Annotated in this window: 15 protein-coding genes; 3 read left to right on the forward strand and 12 right to left on the reverse strand. The window is 43.5% G+C overall.

Going from position 1 to position 21,756, the window contains the following annotated elements:
- Positions 1 to 85: 85 nt before the first annotated feature.
- Positions 86 to 619, reverse strand: a complete 534-nt coding sequence (locus ACEN4I_RS07425) for a S1 domain-containing RNA-binding protein (RefSeq protein WP_407096238.1) — start codon at positions 617 to 619, stop codon at positions 86 to 88.
- Positions 620 to 740: 121 nt separating this feature from the next.
- Entirely contained in the window at positions 741 to 1,193 is a 453-nt protein-coding gene (locus ACEN4I_RS07430; protein ID WP_407102415.1) for an FtsB family cell division protein, read from the reverse strand.
- A gap of 300 nt (positions 1,194 to 1,493) precedes the next feature.
- Here ACEN4I_RS07430 and ACEN4I_RS07435 point away from each other — a divergent pair, with 300 nt between their 5' ends.
- Positions 1,494 to 2,411, forward strand: a complete 918-nt coding sequence (locus ACEN4I_RS07435; RefSeq protein ID WP_407096236.1) for an NERD domain-containing protein — start codon at positions 1,494 to 1,496, stop codon at positions 2,409 to 2,411.
- Between the two features lie 1,580 nt (positions 2,412 to 3,991).
- On the opposite strand, the gene ACEN4I_RS07440 is transcribed toward ACEN4I_RS07435, so the two are convergent.
- The 5 genes from ACEN4I_RS07440 to pth are packed head-to-tail and all read right to left on the reverse strand — an operon-like array spanning position 3,992 to position 10,694.
- Positions 3,992 to 4,246, reverse strand: a complete 255-nt coding sequence (locus ACEN4I_RS07440; RefSeq protein WP_079650950.1) for an RNA-binding S4 domain-containing protein — start codon at positions 4,244 to 4,246, stop codon at positions 3,992 to 3,994.
- Positions 4,243 to 4,956: a MazG nucleotide pyrophosphohydrolase domain-containing protein gene (locus tag ACEN4I_RS07445; RefSeq protein ID WP_407096235.1), complete on the reverse strand. Its 714-nt coding sequence runs from the start codon at positions 4,954 to 4,956 to the stop codon at positions 4,243 to 4,245. The genes ACEN4I_RS07440 and ACEN4I_RS07445 overlap by 4 nt, the downstream gene beginning before the upstream one ends.
- Before the next feature lie 8 nt (positions 4,957 to 4,964).
- Entirely contained in the window at positions 4,965 to 6,545 is a 1,581-nt protein-coding gene (locus ACEN4I_RS07450; protein WP_407102417.1) for an oligosaccharide flippase family protein, read from the reverse strand.
- A gap of 24 nt (positions 6,546 to 6,569) precedes the next feature.
- A complete protein-coding gene (gene mfd / locus ACEN4I_RS07455) occupies positions 6,570 to 10,079 on the reverse strand; it encodes a transcription-repair coupling factor (RefSeq protein ID WP_407102434.1) in 3,510 nt (1,169 codons plus the stop codon).
- 54 nt (positions 10,080 to 10,133) lie between these two features.
- Entirely contained in the window at positions 10,134 to 10,694 is a 561-nt protein-coding gene (pth, locus tag ACEN4I_RS07460; protein ID WP_407102418.1) for an aminoacyl-tRNA hydrolase, read from the reverse strand.
- Positions 10,695 to 10,967: 273 nt separating this feature from the next.
- On the opposite strand from pth, the gene ACEN4I_RS07465 reads away from it, so the two are divergent.
- On the forward strand, positions 10,968 to 11,936 hold the full coding sequence (locus ACEN4I_RS07465; RefSeq protein ID WP_407096233.1) for an L-lactate dehydrogenase: 969 nt from the start codon (positions 10,968 to 10,970) through the stop codon (positions 11,934 to 11,936).
- Between the two features lie 103 nt (positions 11,937 to 12,039).
- On the opposite strand, the gene ACEN4I_RS07470 is transcribed toward ACEN4I_RS07465, so the two are convergent.
- The 5 genes from ACEN4I_RS07470 to glmU form a co-directional block, all read right to left on the reverse strand.
- The gene (locus tag ACEN4I_RS07470) at positions 12,040 to 12,957 is read right to left on the reverse strand and encodes a nuclease-related domain-containing protein (RefSeq protein ID WP_407102419.1); all 918 of its coding nucleotides are present in this window, start codon (positions 12,955 to 12,957) and stop codon (positions 12,040 to 12,042) included.
- A 1,198-nt stretch (positions 12,958 to 14,155) separates the two neighbouring features.
- Positions 14,156 to 15,493: a M20 family metallopeptidase gene (locus ACEN4I_RS07475; RefSeq protein ID WP_407102420.1), complete on the reverse strand. Its 1,338-nt coding sequence runs from the start codon at positions 15,491 to 15,493 to the stop codon at positions 14,156 to 14,158.
- Positions 15,494 to 15,590: 97 nt separating this feature from the next.
- Complete coding sequence (locus tag ACEN4I_RS07480; protein WP_407102422.1) at positions 15,591 to 17,891, reverse strand: glycoside hydrolase family 65 protein; 2,301 nt, start codon at positions 17,889 to 17,891, stop codon at positions 15,591 to 15,593.
- A gap of 456 nt (positions 17,892 to 18,347) precedes the next feature.
- Entirely contained in the window at positions 18,348 to 19,328 is a 981-nt protein-coding gene (locus tag ACEN4I_RS07485; RefSeq protein ID WP_407102435.1) for a ribose-phosphate diphosphokinase, read from the reverse strand.
- Positions 19,329 to 19,422: 94 nt separating this feature from the next.
- Positions 19,423 to 20,793 (reverse strand): bifunctional UDP-N-acetylglucosamine diphosphorylase/glucosamine-1-phosphate N-acetyltransferase GlmU, encoded by a 1,371-nt coding sequence (gene glmU / locus ACEN4I_RS07490; RefSeq protein WP_407102424.1) that lies wholly within the window; start codon positions 20,791 to 20,793, stop codon positions 19,423 to 19,425.
- A 312-nt stretch (positions 20,794 to 21,105) separates the two neighbouring features.
- On the opposite strand from glmU, the gene ACEN4I_RS07495 reads away from it, so the two are divergent.
- Entirely contained in the window at positions 21,106 to 21,618 is a 513-nt protein-coding gene (locus tag ACEN4I_RS07495) for a cupin domain-containing protein (RefSeq protein WP_407102425.1), read from the forward strand.
- The last annotated feature ends 138 nt before the right edge of the window (positions 21,619 to 21,756 follow it).

The following is a 21,756-nucleotide window of genomic DNA, read 5'->3' on the forward strand; positions in this document are numbered from 1 at the left end:
GGATTGCATTTAAAAAAAGCGAGGCTGGAATAAATCCCGCCTCGCTAGAGTTTTTATAAGTTAGTTTTTGTTTTAAATTCGGAGACTAGTTGCGACGTCCGCCGCGTCCGCCGCGCTTGCCTTCAGTGTTGCGTTTTAAAGAAGTTAAACGATCGTCACTATCTTTCAAGAATGAATTCATCAGTGTATCAAAGTCTTCTTTTCTATCTTTTTGAGCGTATGAAGGACGACTAGATTTTTGGTAGCTGGAAGATGAACCTCTTGAGCTGCCTCTATCGTTGCTGCGTTGGTAACTGCTGCTTGGTCTGGCACTTGAACTTGGTCTAGCACTTGATGGTCTAGCACTTGAACTTGGTGCACTGGCAGCCGCTTCTCCTTCTGGTTGATCTACTGCTTTACGAATGGACAAACCAATTTTACCATCGTTTCCGATTGTTAAAACTTTAACTGTAACTTCATCACCAACAGTTAATACATCGTGGATATCTTTGACAAAACTATCGGAGATTTCACTAATGTGAACCAATCCAGTTTTACCATTTCCTAAATCAATAAACGCACCAAAATTTGTTATTCCCGTTACTTTACCCGGGACCTTATTACCGACTTCGATTGACATATATACTTCATTTCCTCCTTGGATACTAGTAATGACATTATATCATTGTCTTTCCTACATATAAAGCTTTTTATTAACAGGAACTTTGATTTCGATGTCTTTTGTCACAATTTATGACGGACTATTCATTGCTTTCTGATGATTCCTCTTCGCTTTCAGCAGAGTCTTGATTATCCGTATTTTCCTTTTCTTGCGTTTTCGCTGCATTGTCTTCTGGGAAACTAAAGATGATCTCTCCTTCTTGGGATAAGTAGTATTGACTTCTAGCTAATTTCGCTATGTAATCGTCATCTTCAAGCTTTTTGACCTCATCTTGAAGGCTTTCATGTTGCTTTTCTACATCCGTTAATTCTTCTGCTGCTACTACATTTGCGGTATCCAGGGCTGCGATCTCTTGCGTATTTTTCACCAGATTAACTGACAGCGCCAAGATAAATGCGCTGCTGATCGTTACGATAGCCGCGATCCGTCTTCTTTTCTGCTTTTTAAATTTGGTTTCACGATGCGCTTGAACGGTTTTCGTTTGAGTGAATTCATTTTCTAATTGCGTCACATTACCTTTTCTATTTTTCATGATCCCACACCTCTTCTACTCAAATGGATTTCTCTTTAAAATAATACGTACTTTTATAGTGTACCAATTTTTTATTTTTTTGTATTGCCGGAGGACTTATTGTACAACTTTGTACTTTATTCACTCTGAATCAATGGTGCCGGCCGCCAGTCTAGGGGTTCATTTGCCCAAATGACCAGCCGCTTCTTCTACGCTCACATTATACCAAGTATGCCTTTACATTTCTATGCGGAATTGCAAAAAGATTAAAAGAATGAGTCGATTTTTGCGTATAGTTCTTAAAAGAGAGGTTGATGGAGGATGGCTTATAAGGAAAGAGAGAAATCGTACAATTTGTTGATGATGGAGTCGTTGAGTATTCGGATGGAGTTGACGTTGAAGCAGCAGTATTATTATCAGAATTTGTTGAGAGGTTACAAGGGAGAATGCGATTTTGATAAGTTGACTGTGAAGTTGGATGGGAATTTTTTGGTCCTGAATGATTTGCCATTAAAGGTGGATGGCAGGTATTTTCAGATTGATACATTGATTATCGGTGTGAAATCGGTGAGAGTTTATGAAGTAAAGAATTATATGGGAGAATATATTTTTAAAGGTGACGATCTTTACATTGCGTCGTCAGACAAAAGTATTCTGACGCCTTTTAATCAACTCGAGCGTTTGCTGACTTCTATCCGCCAAGTATTGGCCGAGTTGGGAATTCATTTGCCGGTGAGCGGGTTTGTAGCTTTTGTCGATCCCAATATGTGTCTCTATCAAGCTCCATACCGGCCAGAGCTTTTACTACCGGGGAAATTAGAAAAACATTTAACTCAAGTAGCCAGCCACGGCGCTCCTTTAACCAGCAAGCATCACGAGTTGGCCATGAAACTTTGCGAACGGTGTGTACTCGAACCGCCTTACAAAGACTTGCCTGAGTATACGTATGAATTGTTGACGAAAGGTGTGTCTTGCGCAGAGTGTGGGAGTTTACGAGTCACGCTGCCGGCGGGCAAGAGCCGGTATTGCGCATGTGAAAAGTGCGGGCACCAAGAACCGGTCACGAAGACGATTTGCCGCCTGGTGGACGAGTATCGTCGGCTGTTTCCGGGAAGAGAAATCACATCCACGGCTATTTATGAGTGGTGTGGCGGATTGTTTACTAAGAAGAGAATACGGATAGTGTTGGGGAAATATTTTAAGGCTACAGGTACGAAGCGTTTGATGACTTATATCTAAATGAAGGTCTTTTCAATTTAGCCGTTGCTTCCAAATTGCTTTTGGAATAGTGGCTGATTGAAAAGACTTCTTTGGTCTGGCTCGTCATGCTGCTTCAAGAGATTAAAAGTAATAGTGTTTTTCACTAGTTGGCTTTTAAAAGAAGGATTACTTGGTTTTTTGTTCAGACTGGCTTGTGCAGGAAGTTAGCGCTTTGATAGGTAATTTTGGTTTTAGATGAGGATAGGTTAGTGAAGGGATTTTTGGGATAGGAAGGGTTGTTTTTTAGGTATTGAGTAGCTTGGGTTTGGAGTAGCTTGGGTTTGGAGTAGCTTGGGTTTGGAGTAGCTTGGGTTTGGAGTAGCTTGGGTTTGGAGTAGCTTGGGTTTGGAGTAGCTTGGGTTTGGAGTAGCTGTGTGCGCTGCAAATGGACGCTATGACTTTAATTAGAGCCATTTGAGTACTTGTCACTGCACCGAATGGACGCCACCACTCTTGTTAGGGCCATTTGGGGACTTGCGGCTGCTCCGAATGGACGCTATGACTCTTGTTAGAGTCATTTGGAGACTGCCGGTTGCTGCAAATGGACGCTACATCTCGTGTTAGTGCCATTTGAGGTCTTGTCACTGCCCCGAATGGACGCTACGACTCTAGTTAGGGCTATTTGGGGACTTGCGGCTACCCCAAATGGACGCTGCGACTCTAGTTAGGGCCATTTGGGGTCTTGTGGCTGCTCCAAATGGACGCTATGACTCTAGTTAGAGCCATTCGGGGACTTGTGGCTGCTCCAAATGGACGCTATGACTCTAGTTAGGGCCATTTGGGGACTTGCGGCTACTCCAAATGGACGCTATGACTCTAGTTAGGGCCATTTGGGGACTTGCGGCTGCTCCAAATGGACGCTACATCTCGTGTTAGTGCCATTTGAGTATTTGTCACTGCTCCAAATGGGCGCTGCGACTCTAGTTAGGGCCATTTGGGGTCTTGTGGCTGCTCCAAATGGACGCTACGACTCTAGTTAGGGCCATTTGGGGACTTGTGGCTGCTCCAAATGGACGCTATGACTCTAGTTAGAGCCATTTGGGGACTTGCGGCTACCCCAAATGGACGCTGCGACTCTAGTTAGGGCCATTTGGGGACTTGCGGCTACCCCAAATGGACGCTGCGACTCTAGTTAGGGCCATTTGGGGTCTTGTGGCTGCTCCAAATGGACGCTACGACTCTTGCTAGAGCCATTTGGGGACTTGCGGCTGCTCCAAATGGACGCTACGACTTTAGTTAGGGCCATTTAGGGACTTGTGGCTGCTCCAAATGGACGCTACGACTCTAGTTAGAGCCATTTGAGTACTTGTCACTGCCCCGAATGGACGCTACCACTCTTGTTAGTGCCATTTGGGGACTTGTGGTTGCTCCAAATGGACGCTACATCTCGTGTTAGTGCCATTTAAGTACTTACTACCGCTCCAAATAGACGCTCCCAAACCACCCATTACCTTAAAAAAACTCACAAAACCTAAAGCAAGCCCACCCCATTACCAATCAATAGCTTTTTGCCCCAGCAAAAAGCCACCTATCGAAAAAATAGGTGGCTGAAGGGAGATTTATTTTTCCGTATTGCTGATAACGGTGTACATCTCTGCGGCTTCGTCTTTTTTAGTGGTTTCGACTAGTTTGTCGATGCGAATGACTAGTGTGCGGTTTCCGAAGGCGATCGTTAATTCGTCGCCCTCTTTGACAGTCGATGATGATTTGGCAACGGCGCCGTTGATTTGGATTCTGCCTTTGTCCGCCACTTCTTTCGCGATGGTGCGGCGCTTGATGATGCGTGAAACTTTTAGAAATTTGTCTAATCTCATAAGCCTAGCTCCTTTTCTTTTGCTTTGATTTTTTGCCAGATGGCGTCTACTTCTTCTACCGTATTGGCTTCCACTCCGTCAAATACATGCGGGTGGCGTCTGCGTAATTTGGTATTGATGGCTTCGAGCACGTCTTCCAACGTGAAGGCACCTGTGTATTCGGCGTAACTCGTTTGGTACAGCACTTGGCACAAGACATCGCCCAACTCTTCTATTAAATTGCGGGTGTCTTGGTTTTGGATGGCCTCCACCAATTCCTCCGTTTCCTCGCGCAAATAGGGAATCAGCGTCTCATGCGTCTGCTGTTTGATCCACACGTCGCCGCCTTCTCCAGAAATCTCGTCCATATAAAATTGCAGTGTCTGGAAGGATTTGGTGCGCTCATCTTGCTTTAAAGCAGGCACAAACAGCACAGCCGAAGCGGAGTTTATTTGGAAGGAAGGCTCTTGGTTCAGGGTGAACCATTCCACACTTTCTTGAGCGGTGCCCGGTTCTTGGATCAAGGCTGCTTGGTGATCCGGCGGGTACTTTTTATCTAAAATCGACCCGACGAGGCTTAATACAGGCGCATCATGGATGTCTTCAATGATGACCGATTGGCCTAACGCCAACTGGTCCCCATCCAGCTTTTTAGCGGGGATCCATTGGAATCCATTTGAAAAATCGCTTTGTGCAGCTTTAAAAATTACTTCTAAAACGGATAAATTCATGTTCTTCCCTACTTTCTCAATACTCTTTTGCCAAACGGAAGGGACAACCATTCGCGCAAGGCCAAGAGTTTGAATGAAATAATGGCTTTCACAAATACTGCCACGCCGATCCCGACTCCTAAAAGTGCCATGATAAATGAGCCGACACGACTGGCGTCTAAACCGGTCACGTGGATCAAGCTCGTGGCGACCAATACCGTCGCACTCATAATGACGGAACTCGCGGCTAACTTCCAGCCAAAACCTTTCGCATAAACGGCCGCTTTCAAGTTAGCCCCTAATTTGAGCCAACTGAACACAAGCGTAGTCAATAAGGCCAATACCGTTCCAAAACTGGAACCAGCTGTTCCCCATAGTATCACCAAATGCGTGTTCACCAACATTTTCACTACTAAACCAATCATCAATCCGACAAATGCCAGACGATGCTGGTTGCGGCTTTGGAAAACTGCATTGACGGCCCCGATCAAGGATGCCAAAAAGATGGAAACCAAGTAAATCCCAATGGTCAAGTTGCCTTCTTTATCGCCAAACAACGTGTGGTTCAAATATGGAGTCAAGAGTATCATACCAAAAGTAGCGGCTGCAGCAATAGTGATAGTGATCCGCAAAAATGATTTGGCAATGTGCACAAAGTCTGCTGCCTTCTTCTCGACCACGCTGGCCGTCAACATCGGCAATAAACTGGATGAAAAAGCCGTTGCAACGACCATTCCTAATTGCACCAGCGGCTGGCCGCGATCATAGATCCCTTTTAAATTCCGAGCCGCTTCAGGTGCTACACCTGACTGGACCAGCCCGTTATATAACGTAAACGAGTCAATCAGCTGCAGCAGCAGCAACATCGCACTCAATAAACACAAGACCAGTCCTTCTGTCCCTAAACGTCTGAGCAGCCTTTGATAAGTCGGCACTGCATCTGAATCTGGCTGGATGACTGCGGAAAACGGCCGCTTCTTGTGATGCGAGACCATATAAATCACCATCGTCACCGAAGCAGCGATCGCGGCGATCCACGCACTGCTCATCGCATCGGCTCCCATTTGATAAACCGATTGGTAGCTGGCATTGAACGTATAGGCAACCAGTAAAATCACAGCCACTCGAACGACTTGTTCGACCACTTGAGAAACAGCTGTCGGGATCATTTGAAACGTACCTTGGAAATAGCCGCGCGAAACGGACAAGAAAGGCACCAGCAAAAATTGCCAGGACACCGCTTGAATGATGCCGCTGAGTTGGCGGTCCCCCATGCCGTCTGCGATCACATTTGCGCCGAAATATAAGGCTAGAAAAATCGCCAAGGAAATGCCCCCCAACAAGACAAACAATCGCTGCTGGACTTTCCGTTGCAGTTCGGTTGGCGTTTCGGCAATGATTTTAGACAGAAAGACCGGCAATCCGTTCAGCGCCAGAGTCATGCCTAAGCCATAAAGCGGATAAACTTGCTGGTAGACGTAGAATCCCGTGTTGCCGACCATGTTTTGGAAGGGGACGCGGTAGACTGCACTGAGGACTTTTGCTATAAAAGCGGCAATCGTTAAGATCACAGCACCATTCATCGTTTTTTTCAGTTGCTGATTGCCCATTTGTTCGTCCTCTTCTCTTTCGCGTTACTTGCTTGCTGTATTTTCCATGCGGTAATCCGCAATGTTTTGCGCAAATTTTTCAATGTAGCCGAGCCACTGGTAAGTAGCTTTCAGGTAATCTTTCTGCAAGCGCAGGCTCACGGTCAATTTGCCTTTGACGACACCCACATTGGCTTTCAACGGAATATCGCTGAGTGCACGGAAGGTTTCTTCTCCCGGCAGCTGCTGCGTTCCTTCCGCAGAAAAAGTGATGTCGATTAAATCGTCTTTGCGTTTGACGTTTTCGATCAGCGCGTATTCGCCGTAGAACTTGATCAGTCCGATCGTCAACAAGTCAGCGACTTCATCCGGGAAATTCCCAAAGCGGTCGATCAGATCATCTTGCAATTGAACGTACTCGTCGTGGCTGTTCAGCTCGCGAATGCGTTTGTAGATCTCGATTTTCTGGCGTTGATCGGAAATGTAGTCGTTCGGCAAGTAGGCATTGATGCCCAAGTCGATCTCCACTTTGGTTTTCTTGTCTTTTTCTTCGCCGCCGCGTTTGCGCAATACAGCTTCACTCAGCATTTCGGAGTATAAATCAAATCCGACTGAGTCGATAAAGCCGTGCTGTTGTTTCCCAAGCAAGTTCCCTGCCCCGCGGATCGATAAGTCTCGCATGGCGATTTTGAAGCCGGAACCTAGTTCGGTAAAGTCTTTGATGGCTTGCAGCCGTTTTTCACTGACTTCATTCAAGACTTTATTTTGTTGGTACATCAAATAGGCATAAGCGACACGATTGCTCCGTCCGACGCGGCCTCTCAATTGATACAATTGCGACAAGCCCATGTGGTCCGCATTTTCTACGAACAAAGTATTCACATTCGGCATGTCCACACCCGTTTCAATGATCGTGGTTGTGACTAAAACATCGTATTGACCTTCCACAAATTCAAACAAAACATTCTCCAATTGCGTTTCTGTCATTTGACCATGGGCGTAAGCGATGCGGGCATCTGGAATCAGGGCTTCCAGTTCCGATACACGCCGTTCGATCGTTTCGACGCGGTTATACAAGTAAAAGGCTTGTCCTCCCCGAGCCATTTCCCGTTCGACGGCTTCTCGGATCGCGCCAGGATTTTGTTCCATGACATAGGTCTGCACTGGGTACCGGCTGGCTGGCGGAGTTTCGATGACCGATAAGTCCCGCACACCCAGCATCGACATGTGCAACGTCCGTGGAATCGGTGTCGCCGTCAAGGTCAACACGTCCACTTGCTCTTTCAATGCTTTTAGTTTTTCTTTGTGCTTCACGCCAAATCGTTGTTCCTCGTCAATGATCAATAACCCAATATCGTGGAATTCCACGTCATTAGATAACAAACGATGGGTTCCCACAACCACATCGACCTGGCCTTTTTTGATGCCTTTGATCGTTTCAGCTTGTTGTTTTTTAGTACGGAAACGACTCATGATCGACACTTCCACCGGGAAATCGGCAAAGCGTTCCATCATCGTTTCGTAATGCTGCTGTGCTAGAATTGTCGTCGGTACTAAGAATGCGGCTTGTTTGCCTTCTTGGACTGCTTTAAAGATTGCTCTTAAAGCAACTTCCGTTTTCCCGTAGCCAACGTCTCCGACCAACAACCGATCCATCGGCTTTTTCTTTTCCATATCGCGCTTGATTTCTTCCGTACTGCGTAACTGATCTTCGGTTTCCGAGTAAGGGAAAGCATCTTCGAATTCTTTTTGGTATTCCGTGTCTGGTGAAAAAGCGTAGCCCACTTCTTGGTCACGAGCCGCATACAACTCGATCAACTCGTCTGCAATGTCTTCCACTTTACTGGCAACTTTATGCTTGGTTTTAGCCCATTCAGTTCCGCCCAGTTTGTTGACTTTAGGGGTTTTGGATTCGGAAGAAACGTATTTTTGCAGCAAATTCAATTGCGTTACTGGAATGAATAATTTGGCGTCATCTTTATAAATAATCGACATGTAATCTTGATTGACGCCATTGATTTCCAACGTTTCCATACCAGTATATTTCCCGATCCCGTGATTGACGTGCACCACAAAATCTCCTGGATTCAACTCGCTGTAGCTCTTGATCCGTTCCGCATTCGACATGGTTTGACGGCGATTGGCTTTTTTCTTCGCGACTTTATTGAACAATTCCCGTTCCGTCAATAAGACGAATTTCTCTGTCGGCAATTCAAATCCATTGCGGATACTGCCGATGACAATTTGGACGCTGCCCAATTCAAGCGCATCTGGAGTCACAACTTTACTGTGGATCTCAAAGTCTTCAAACGTCTGATGGACTTTTTGCGCCCGTTCATTGGTCGGTACGGTCACTAAAACCGTATGCTCTTGTTTTTCCCAACGGGTCATCTCTGTTTTCAGCAACGGCATTTGGCCAAAGAATTGCTGCATACTGCGGTATTGGAAGGGGTGAATGGCATCAAAGCGCAGATTGCCCATCCCTTTTTGAAAGAGAACAAAATACACGCGGTCCCTTTGTGTTTGCTTCATCAATGATTTAAAGTCGTGTGAAAAATGCTGCTGCTGCAAGATTTGGCGTGTGCTTAATTTGCTCGTTACCCATTCCGCTTCTTCGGTTTCCGCATGGCGCTCGGCTTCAAGAATACGCGGATAATCATCCAGCACCAAAACCGCATTTCCAGCCATATAGTCTAAGATGCTGCTTTTTTCTGTGTACACATAATCGGTGAACATCACCAATTCGTCGATCGATTCGCCATAGTTGAAGGCATCTACGATCGGTGCCATGTTGTTCGTGAAGTCTTGTTTGCTGGCATCTTCCGTCAATAAGTTTTTATTGCGTTCTACCGCATCCGTAAATGATTGCGCTTGTTGCTGCAGCAGTTCTTTCGTAAAAATCGTATCACTGGCCGGCAATATTTTAATCGCTTCAATAGTATCGACCGAACGTTGCGTCCCAGCTTCAAAGAACCGCATCGAATCCACTTCGGTATCAAATAATTCGATCCGCACCGGATTTTCTTCCGTTAACGGGTAAATATCAATGATTCCCCCGCGGATACTGAATTCTCCCGGACTGCCTACCAATTGCTGGCGCACATATCCCATATCGACCAGCTTTTGCGCCAAGTTTGTCGGGTCCAACTCTCCGCCGATTTCCACTTCAAATGTGTTCTCTTTCCATAAGCTGACTGGTGGCAATAATTTGCGCACACCCGCCACCGGAACAAAAATAACCCCCGGCTCTCCTGATAATAAGAAATCCATAGCAGCAATTCGTTCACTGCGGGCTTCTGGTGAGGCGATCGCCATCTCAGCATAGACCATTTCATCAACCGGAAAAATATGCAGCTTGTCGTCATCGACTAAGCCTGTAAAATCTTCCATCAATTGATTGGCATGAAATAAATTGTGCGCAATCACAACGATCGGCTGTTGCTTTTCTTTTAGCATGGCAGCTATCACTAAAGTTCTAGCTGAGCCAGACAACCCGGTTACGAGTTGCGTTTGCTTCTTACCGATCGGGTCGATAACAGCTTTAACACTATCCATACCAGCCAGTAACTGTACTACATCTCCCATATGATATTGCCTCCGTTTTTTATCTTAATTAAAGTGATTCATCGTATCCATAAATTTGTGCCCATCCAGCCAATGATTCGTAGCCTCCGCACTTTTTTTCACCGCGTCCAAAATGTCTTTATGAACTTCTTTTGGAAATCCGCTCAACACGTGTTGAACAACGGTTTGTTTCGGAAATGGACGGTCGATCCCGATCCGGATCCGGTTGAAATCTTGTGTCCCGATGTGCTGGATGATGCTCTTGATGCCGTTGTGCCCGCCTGCACTGCCTTTTTGACGCAAACGAATCTTCCCGACTGGTAAATCCAAATCATCATAAATCACCAGCAAATCTTCCACGTCGACGCCATAATAATCCATCAATGCTCTGACAGCTTTTCCAGAATCATTCATAAAAGTTTGTGGTTTAACGAACAAAGTTTTTTCTCCATCAAAACGAGCTTCAGCGACATCCGCTTCGAATTTTGATTTGTTGAACGAAAATTTATGTTGGTAAGCCAATTCATCTAATGTAATAAAACCAATATTGTGTTTGGTGTCTTGATATTTTTTCCCAGGGTTTCCTAGGCCTACAATCATCTTCATTGTACACTCTCCAATTTGAACGTTAATGGACGCAAAAAAGCGCTGCACGAAACAACCTTCGCCCAGTACGATCTCTTTTTAAACTTTCATCTAGTATAGCACAATTTAAAACACAAAAGGAATAGGTTGCTTGCTTTAAAATAGTTTATGAAATATTTCACATGACAGCGTTTTAATTAAACTTTAACTCTGTAAACTTTTTCCTTTTTACAGTATACTGAATGTAGTTCAAGCAGAGCTTATGATTCTATTAAAGATATGGAGGAATTGAACATGGGAAACAAAAATGATAATCAAAAAGTTATTTTAGTAGGGGACGGAGCAGTTGGGTCTAGTTACGCATTTGCTCTAGTAACACAGAATATTGCTCAAGAACTTGGTATCATTGACATCGATAAAGCAAAAACTGAAGGTGACGCTTTAGATTTATCACACGCCTTGGCCTTCACTTCTCCAAAGAAAATCTATGCGGCTGACTACAGCGACTGCCACGATGCAGATATCGTCGTCATTTCAGCAGGAGCTGCTCAAAAACCTGGTGAAACCAGACTTGATTTAGTGAAAAAAAATATGCGCATTTTTAAAGGCATTATCGGCCAAATCATGGACAGCGGCTTCGACGGTATTTTCTTAGTCGCTACGAACCCGGTAGATATCTTGACTTATGCCACTTGGAAATTCTCTGGACTACCGAAACACCGTGTTATCGGATCTGGGACTTCTCTAGACAGCGCCCGTTTCCGTCAAGAAATCGCAACGATTTTAGACGTCGATGCACGTAACGTCCATGGCTATATTTTAGGTGAACACGGAGATACAGAGTTTCCAGTATGGTCTCACGCCAACGTTGCCGGCCTGCAAATTTACGAATGGATCAAAGAAAATCCCGGTGTTGACGAACAAGCCCTAGTCGATGTATTCTTTAAAGTACGCGACGCCGCTTACGACATCATCGAAAAGAAAGGTGCTACTTTCTACGGAATCGCCGCAGCACTAGCCCGTATCACTAAAGCTATTTTGGGTAACGAAAATGCCGTTCTACCAGTTTCCGCTTATTTAGACGGGCAATACGGCCAAGAAGATGTTTACATCGGTGTTCCGGCCATCGTCAACCGTCAAGGAATCCGCAAAGTCGTGGAAATTCCATTAAGCGAATCTGAAGCAGCGAAAATGAACCATTCTGCTGAGACCTTGAAATCGATCGGTCATGAGGCTTTGGAAGAAGTTATGAAAGATCAATAAACCTATACAAAACGATTCAATATTAACTGATGAAGAATAAAAATCCTGTTCAAGGTTGAGTATACTCTCTTGAACAGGATTTTTATTTAAACTCCATTCTCAACTACTCATAATACCTTCCACGTCCAGAACCATGTGCCTGATAATATTTTTTGAAGACATAGCGGATTCTTTTCACCGTCACCAACCCGCCGCACCAATCATCAACTAAATTAAACGCTACTCTTCTTCCCGGGAACATCATTTTGTATTCTTCAATATGACGGAAAATGCATTCAGCTGCTACCTCTCGATACCCGCAACCAGCACAGGTTATTGTTTTGTCTTTATCTTTAACTTCATGAATGAACTCCCCGCAATTCTCGCAAATCAGCCCTTTTTTGAGCTCGTCATACTCGTAACTAGGAACGCCTTTCAATGTCGGTATAGATTGAGCGGAAACTTCACACAATTTGCTCGCTACATAAATATGCTCTTGAGTTAATTTTCCATCTAATTGGTTCGTTTGGCGAAAATGTTGCGGAATGTAAGTTGGCAGCAGCACTCTTTCTGAATAAGAAACATCATACAAAGTGAATTCCGGATGAACAAACACGATAAAAGATTTGATAGGCAAGTTGATGCCATATTCGTACAAGATCTTTTGCAAATACGTTTCCTTCCGATTTAACCATTCAATCGGGCTTTCAAACTTAAAATCAGAAAATACTGAACGAAAAAAGCCGTCTTTATAATAGTATGTTCCTTCATAATTTTTGATTTCGTATAAATAAATGGCATAAGCAGTGATAATCAAAGCATCAATTTGAAACTCGTTGCCATCATCCTGAAATGGCAAATCGTTCAATATCAAGCAGTCACACTCTAATTTTTCCGTTAACACATCAAAACAGCACTCGCCATAGTACCCTTTCTTTTGATTCATATAGTATTTATGCACTTTAGCGCTTAACTGAGCACGTTTGTACAGCACTTCCAACATAGCCAGCACAGTAGGTTTCTTTCTTTTTTTATAGATCATCACAAATCCTCCTTTTACACACAATATACGTAAAAAAAAGCGTTCTCTTTTTTACAAATAAGAAATTTTTCGCGGGGCGAAAAATCTCCTTTTTGAAAGGATCTGAGTGCTTAAAATGAAGTTTATCGTCGATAACCTGACTTGTGGGGAACAAAATAATAGCGATAAGTCAGATAACTCTCCTTTTCCTGACTTGTGGGACTGAAAATTAAGGCCGTAAGTCAGATTTATCCCTTTTACCTGACTTGTGAACACTAAACTACTCACCACAAGTCAGGTAAAGACCACGAGCGGCTTTTCTCATGCCCCTCCGAGCTTCATACCTAAGACAACCAAGACCTTTTTTAATAAGAAATTTTTCGCCTCGCGAAAAATCTCCTTTTTGAAAGGATCTGAGTGCTTAAAATGAAGTTTATCGTCGATAACCTGACTTGTGGGGAACAAAATAATAGCGATAAGTCAGATAACTCTCCTTTTCCTGACTTGTAGAGCTGAAAATTAAGGCCGTAAGTCAGGTTTACTCCTTTTACCTGACTTGTCAGCACCAAATTACTCACCACAAGTCAGGTAAAGACCACGAGCGGCTTTTCTCATGCCACTCCAAGCTTCATACCTAAGTCAACCAAGCCCTATTTTAATAAGAAATTTTTCGCCTCGCGAAAAATCTCCTCTTTGAAAGGATCTGAGTGCTTAAAATGGAGCTTATCGTTGATTACCTGACTTGTGAGGATCAAACTACTCACCACAAGTCAGATAAAGACCACGAGCCCTTTTCTCATGACACTCCGAGCTTCATACCTAAGTAAACCAAGACCTTTTTTAATAAGAAATTTTTCGCCTCGCGAAAAATCTCCTTTTTGAAAGGATCTGAGTGCTTAAAAATGAAGTTTATCGTTGATTACCTGACTTGTGGGTGTCAAAATAATAGCGATAAGTCAGATAACTCTCCTTTTCCTGACTTGTAGGACTGAAAATTAAGGCCGTAAGTCAGGTTTATCCCTTTTACCTGACTTGTCAGCATCAAACTACTCACCACAAGTCAGGTAACGGTCACTTTCCACACACGTATCGGTTGCGCCGAACTTCATAGCGCCGTAAAGCTTCTTCCTCCCAATCTATCATTTAAATCAAAAATAAGCCTCACCCAACTAGTACCACTAACTAGTTGGGTGAGGCTCATCTAAACTTCACTATATGGTTACTTGCAAGCCAATTGATAAATAGCTTCTGCATAAATCTCCATGGCTTTATATAAATCGCTCAAAGCTAGACCTTCGTTTTCTTGGTGGGCTAAGCTTTTTGCGTGTGGGAAGTGAGCTCCGAATGCGACCATGTTTGGCATTTGGCGAGCGTAAGTGGCTCCGCCTGATACGAATGGTTCTGTTTGGTCGCCAGTTTTTTCTTGGTAGACGCTCATCAAGGTTTTGACTAAGTCGCTGTCTTTTTTGACGTATAGAGAAGGGATGAAGTCGAATTCTTTGTATTCCAATCCATATACTCCAGCAACTTTGCTTAACGTTCTGATCAATTGTTCTTTATCGTAAGTTACTGGGAAACGAATGTCCAGCGTGATTTTAGAAGCGTCTTTCGTGATCTCTAATTTGCCGGTATTTAAGGTCATTTCGCCGGAAACGTCATCTTTAACTTCGCCAAAAATACTCAAGCCGTTTGTTTCGTCGCCGATTTTTTCTGCAATGAAACGCAACGCTGGATGCGATTCTACTTTGTTCAATCCTTGGACCAGTTTGTTGATTGCGTTGATTCCTTCACCAGATACGCTGGAGTGAACGGATTTCCCTTTGACGATGATTTTTCCGTCTTCTTGGTCAAAAGCAACACCCAGTTTATTCAATTCATCGGCTAGCGATTCGATGCTGTTGCCGTCGTAGATTGCTTCGCCGGGAACAACATTGGACGCTTCACCCAATTTCAAGTTCACTGCGTCGCTTCCAGGTCCTGTCAAATTAACTTCCCACAAACCTTTTTCAGCATACGTTAATGGGAATGTACCGTCTGGAACGAAGCCCATTGTTGGGATTTCTTCTTGATCCGTGTATTTTTGGATACCGCGCCATAAGCTTTCTTCGTCGGTACCGAAGATAAAGCGAACACGTTTGTTGAAAGAGATGCCTTCATCTAGAACCGATTTGAATCCATAAAGAGCCGCGATCGTTGGACCTTTGTCATCTTGAGTTCCGCGACCATAGATGACGTCATCTCTGATTTCAGGTTCAAACGGAGGATTGGTCCATTTGGCCAGATTACCGCCTGGAACGACGTCTAAATGGCATAAGATACCGATCATTTCTTCGCCGCTGCCGTATTCGGCATACCCATAATTTCCTTGAGGATCAATAAAGGTCTTCAAGCCTAGATTCTCACAGATCTCTAATGCTTTTTCCAATGCCTCTTGAATCCCTTGGCCGAATGGAGGATTTCCTGTACCGTCTCCATCGTTCACTGATGCGATTGAAAGCAATTCTTTCAATGCTTCAATACTTTCTTGTTGGTGATTTTCTTTTACCCATGTTGTCATTCTTTGACCTCCTAGCTGATTTTCTATTTCATTATCATACCATAAATTGAGCGCCTTCATACCAAATTTACGACAGAAGGAATGTGATTTATGCCTCTTATTCGACTCGCAGGACTGCTCCATTGTGCTCGATCTCCACTGATTCTCCTTCAAGCAATTTATATTCTGTTCCGTCAGGCGTGATGGTTACTTGGAAAAAGCTCGAATGATACTGGATATGGAACGAGATTTTTTGCCAGTGTTTCGGCAAATGCGGTGAAAAATGCAGCTTGTCTTCATATAACCGCATCCCGGCAAATCCATGAACCATACTCAACCAAGTTCCACCCATATTGGCAGCATGAATACCGTCCCTAGTGTTAGCCTGCAGATCGGTGATGTCCATTAAAGCTGTATCCATAAAATAATGGTACGCCCGTTCTGGATCACCGATTTCGTTGGCCATGATACCGAAGATCGAACGAGACAAGGAAGAATCATGGGTCGTGATTTTTTCATAATAGTAATAGTCCCGTCTTTTCTGCTCTACATCGAATTCCCATGAAAATAAAAATTGAGCCAAAACTGTATCGGCTTGTTTGTTGACTTGATACCGGAAAATAGCCAATGGATGATAATACATCAGTAAAGGATGATGCTCTTTAGGCGTCTTTTCCAAGTCCCATGGTTGTTTACTGAGAAAGTTGTCGTCTTGCTTGGTCAATTGAAGATTTTCCTCATATGGAAGATACATCGCTTCAGCTGCTTTTGACCATTCTTCCAGTTCCCGCCATTCAAAACCGACTACTTCCAAGGCGTTAGAAGTTTTTTCTTTGCCTGAGGACAACACTTCCAGTACGGCCTCTACTGCATACTCTAAATTGTGTTTCACTAGAAGATTGGTATAAAAGTTGTTATTTACCAATGTAGTGTATTCATCTGGACCGGTGACTCCATTGAGCACAAACCGGTTTTTATTTAACGCGTCATATTGTCCAAAGGCTGTCCAAAAACGTGCCGTCTCAATCAAGATCTCTAAGCCTTCATTAAACGCAAACTCTTTGTCTCCGGTTGCTTTGATATAAGTGTATACAGCGTGAGCAATATCGGCGTTGATATGGAATTGAGCTGTTCCCGCTGGGTAGTAAACACTGGCTTCTAATCCATTGATGGTACGCCAAGGAAACAGCGCCCCTTGTTGGACAGACAGCTCCTTCGCACGGACTCTGGCGGCAGGCAATATCGAGTGGCGATACAATAAAAGTTGTTTAGCGATCTCAGGTTGGGTGTAGATAAAAAACGGCAGCATGTACATTTCCGTGTCCCAGAAGTAATGTCCATCATACCCTGGACCTGTCAGCCCTTTAGCAGAGATGCTGGTTTTGCCATCTCGACCTGCTGCTTGGTGCAAATGGAACAAGTTGAACCGCAAACCTTTTTGCAGCTGTTCATCCCCTTCAATGATAACATCACTTTTCTGCCAAAAGTCGCTCATCATTTTTATATGCTCTTCTTTTACTGTCTCATATCCTTTACTCAGTGCTGCCTTCAATAAACTACGGACATGTTTAAGTTGTTTTGGCGTTTTTTTATCTTCTAGGTAAGGCCTGCTGTATGCAGCATAGCGATTCCATGTAACTGTTTTGCCTTTTTCAGGACTGCAGCTCCAACTCTCTGTCAACCCTATACGGACGTATTCTGTTTCTATTTCGTCCACTTGTGTCCTAGTCCCCACGATTGCGTCCATTCCGCTGGCAGGAGTGTTGATATGCAGCAGCGGGAAAGATTCTTCACTCAGTTGTTCACTCGAGAATAAACGTGTTGTTAATTTGCGTACCCGAGGGTCTTTCTTCTCGTCTTCCGTTTTCCTATGGCTGATATCCTTTAAATCGTCCAGCACCATTTCAAACATCAAATCAACATTTTCTGTCAGCGGCGTGATTTTCACTTGCTGCACAAACAGCTCTGGAACATCATAGGAAACAAAATGTTCTGTGACGACACTGACTTTATCGTTGTGCTCGTTTTCCCAAGTAAAGCTGCGGGTCAGTACGCCTTTTTGCATGTCCAGTACTCGCTTATGCTCACTCGTTTTTCCGCGTTCCAAATTAAACCATTCTCTATTCACTGAAAATCGAATTTGTTTGGCATTAGGCAGAGGCGTGATAATTTGATGGTTGGTAGCAAATCCATAAGCCCATTCCGAGTAATCAATAGGGGTCGTTTCATAAAATCCATTCATATAAGTACCTTCGTTCCACACGTAATCGGGAACGAACTTTCCTTCTTCCAAACTGCCTCTAGTACCGATATGCCCGTTGGATAATGAAAACAAGGTCTCATTGTGTCGGATAAAAGAGGGGTCAATTCCTGTTTCAACCAACTGCCACGGGGTGCCGTTTTCCAATAATTTCCGCATCAAGTCCAGCCTCCTTTTGATGTGCTGTATCCGGTCTCATTTCGGTCATGGTACTCCTTATCAGAAAAGGTCTGCAACTCTTACGCCTTCTAGATGGAGACAATTGCTCAAGTTACTGATGTCTAAATCTAAATTAACCTCTCTAAGGTTCTACAACATTTGGCGTTTGTAAGTAAAAAACACGCTTCTTTTTAATGCAAAAAACAGGAAACACTGTTTGCGTACTCTTAGTTTGTTCTCCACTGCGTTGCGCATAACGTATCCGTATATCTCTCAGGCTCACAACGGCTTCGGTAACGTTACAAGATTGGAGACATGGTTGGCTCTAAGCGGTCACATGGCTTTCCACAAGCAACCCCGTAGACCGGAGGAAATTTCCTTATTAAAGCTAGAAGATGAAAATTCAAAAAAAGCCGAACCAACACTTATGTTGACTCGACCTATTATAGAATTAGTTTATTTATTTGATGGGAATTTTTTCTCAAATAGTGGGCTCACTGATTTGTTTTCGTGGATACGTTTGATCGCATCTCCCATCAATTCACTTACACTGATTTGAACGATTTTTCCGCTCATTTTGTCTTCAGTCAATTGGATAGAGTCCGTAACAATCACTTTTTTCAAAGCGGATGCTTCGATACGTTCAATCGCTGGACCTGATAATACTGGGTGTGTACAACATGCGTAAACTTCCGTTGCGCCTGCATCTTCTAAAGCTTGAGCAGCTAAAGTGATTGTTCCAGCAGTATCGATCATGTCGTCGATCAAGATACATTTTTTACCTTCTACATTTCCAATAATGTTCATAACTTCTGCAACATTTGCTTTAGGACGGCGTTTGTCAATGATCGCAATCGGAGATTTCAAGAATTCCGCTAATTTACGAGCACGAGTAACCCCACCGTGATCTGGTGAAACAACAACAGTGCCTTCATCTGCAATGTCATTGTCTAAGAAATAGTTGGCTAATAATGGAGCGCCTAATAAATGATCCACTGGCATATCAAAGAATCCTTGAATTTGAGCAGCATGCAAATCTAGTGTTAAGATACGATCTGCACCAGCTCTAGTAATCATGTTTGCAACTAGTTTAGATGTAATCGGTTCTCTCGAACGGGCTTTGCGGTCTTGACGAGCATATCCATAGTAAGGCAAAACAACGTTAACTGTTTTAACACTGGCACGTTTTAAAGCATCGATCATAATCAACAATTCCATTAAATTATCATTTACTGGTCGAGAAGTTGATTGAATAATGTACACATGATCTCCACGGATACTTTCTTCAATATTGATTCTAATTTCTCCGTCACTAAACTGATTTACTGAAATTTTTCCTAATTCAACGCCGACAACCTTAGCGATTTTTTCTGCTAATGGTTTATTAGAGTTTAAGGCAAAAATCTTTAATTTTGGATCGAAATACTGTTCGGACATTTGTGGGCCTCCACTTTCTTTTTTAACGTATCTTTTCGTCAAACTAATGTTAGCCATTTTCCGCCAAGAAATCAAGCCTTATTGTCGATTTTGCTTATTTTTGAGGCATTTTTTTATAATAATCTAATTTGTTTACTTGTCGAGCACGTGCAATTGCCAAAGATTCACTTGGAACATCTTCAGTAATGGTAGATCCCGCAGCAACATACACGTTTTCTTCGACCGTTACCGGCGCAATCAAATTCGTGTTGCAGCCAATAAATACATTGTCGCCAATCGTTACGCGGTGTTTATTCGCTCCATCGTAATTCACAAAGACTGTTCCGCAACCGATATTAATGTTTTTGCCTAAATCAGCATCCCCAACATACGTTAAGTGACCAACTTTTGTATTTTCATCAATATTGGCATTTTTCACTTCGACAAAGTTTCCAATGTGCACATCTTTTCCGATCACACTATTTGGACGCAAATGACTGTACGGTCCAATATTGCTGTCTGAAGCCATCACAGAATCTTCAATGTTGCTGCTGGTTACGCGAACACGATCGCCGATTTTGCTGTCACAGATTTCTGAATTCGCGCCGATAAAGCAGTCTTCACCAATAACCGTATTCCCTTTCAGTACCACGCCCGCTTCAACGATGGTATCTGAACCAATCACGACTTCGCTGTCGATGTACGTCGCTTCCGGGTTCACAAATGTAACCCCATTGCGCATGTGTTTTTCATTGATGCGTTCACGCATCATACGTGTTGCTTCCGCTAAAGCCACGCGATCGTTTACCCCTAAAGACTCTGCTTCTTTTTCCATTTGGTAAGCTCCAACAATCTCACCTTTATCTTTCAAGATTTCAATCACGTCTGGAAGATAGTATTCACCTTGTGAGTTGTCATTTCCTACTTGGTTCAACGCTTCAAATAATAAAGCATTGTCAAAGCAGTACGTTCCTGTATTGATTTCTTGAACAGCCGCTTCCTCTGGAGATGCATCTTTTTGTTCCACAATTTTTTCAACTGCGCCAGATGCGCTGCGAATCACGCGTCCGTAACCAGTTGGGTCATCTGCATGCGCCGTTAAAATAGTCGCTTTAGCACCTGTTTCTTGGTGATGAGCAAATAGACCATTTAACGTTTCAGCCGTCAATAAAGGTGTATCTCCACAAATCACTAAAACCGTGCCTTCTTTTCCGCTCAGTAAAGATTCAGCTTGTAAAACGGCGTGTCCAGTTCCTAGTTGCTCTGCTTGCATCGCGTATTCAGAACGTTCGCCTAAGTATTCTTGAACTTTTTCAGCTCCGACTCCTACTATAGAGACGATTTTATCTGCTCCAGCAGCTTCCACTTGGTCTACCACGTGGCCTACCATAGGTTTACCTGCTACCGGGTGCAATACTTTATACAATTTCGATTTCATTCTGGTTCCTTGTCCAGCCGCTAATACCACTGCAAATCGTTGTGTCATGTTTAAACTCCTCATGTTTTTCTTTTTTTTAAGTTAATTAGTTGTCATAAGTTACTTTCTTAAGCTGTTTTTATAATAGCTCAATAATGGCTAGTTTTCAAGGAAGGCTCTGACATTCATTTACCGACCCCTTTTGCTCGTCAAAAGTTTGCCATTTTTTTCTTACCGAGAATTTAATTTGAAAGTACGTAGAATCTTACCAACTAGACCAATTTTTTGTCATTCTATGTAGGGTAAAGAAATAATCAAATTAGGCTTTGCAATCTTCTCTCAACTGACATAGACTGAAAGAAAAAGGAACAGGTGAAAATTATGACTACTCAATCGGAACACTATTGGATCAACCATCTAGCATTAGAATCGCACTCAGAAGGCGGATTTTTCAAGCAAGTTTACCGCAGCGACGAATCCAGCACTATATGGGATGATCGCACACGTCCTTATTACACTAGTATTTACTTTCTGCTTAATCAAGCCAGCCCGTCTCATTTCCACCGTTTGAAATCGGACGAAATCTGGTATTACCACACAGGCGAGGCGCTGACTGTTCATATGATCCACCCCGACGGCAAGTATGAAGCGGTCAAATTAGGCTTGGCGATCGACCAAGGAGAAGTGCTGCAGTACGCAGTCCCAAAAGGTACGATTTTCGGCTCCAGTGTGGAATCCGCTGAACCGGACGCGTTTTCTTTAGTCAGCTGCATGGTCTCCCCTGGATTCGAGTACCACGACTTTGAATTGTTCACCCAAGCCGAACTCATTAAAGACTACCCAGACCATGAAACGATTATCCGCAAATTAGCCTTTGAAACCTTGCCGGAATAGTAAAAAAATGAGGTTTAAATAATTGTTGGCTCTGCTATTTTATTCCATTAGTCAAATAGAGCTCTGAAGTCCGAAGCAATGATGATATGCGAGGAAAGTGGGCTTTATCTGACTTGTGGCAAGTAATTTAGAACTCAA

Origin of the sequence: Desemzia sp. FAM 23990 (genome assembly GCF_045528485.1) — a bacterium.
Taxonomy (GTDB): domain Bacteria; phylum Bacillota; class Bacilli; order Lactobacillales; family Carnobacteriaceae; genus Desemzia.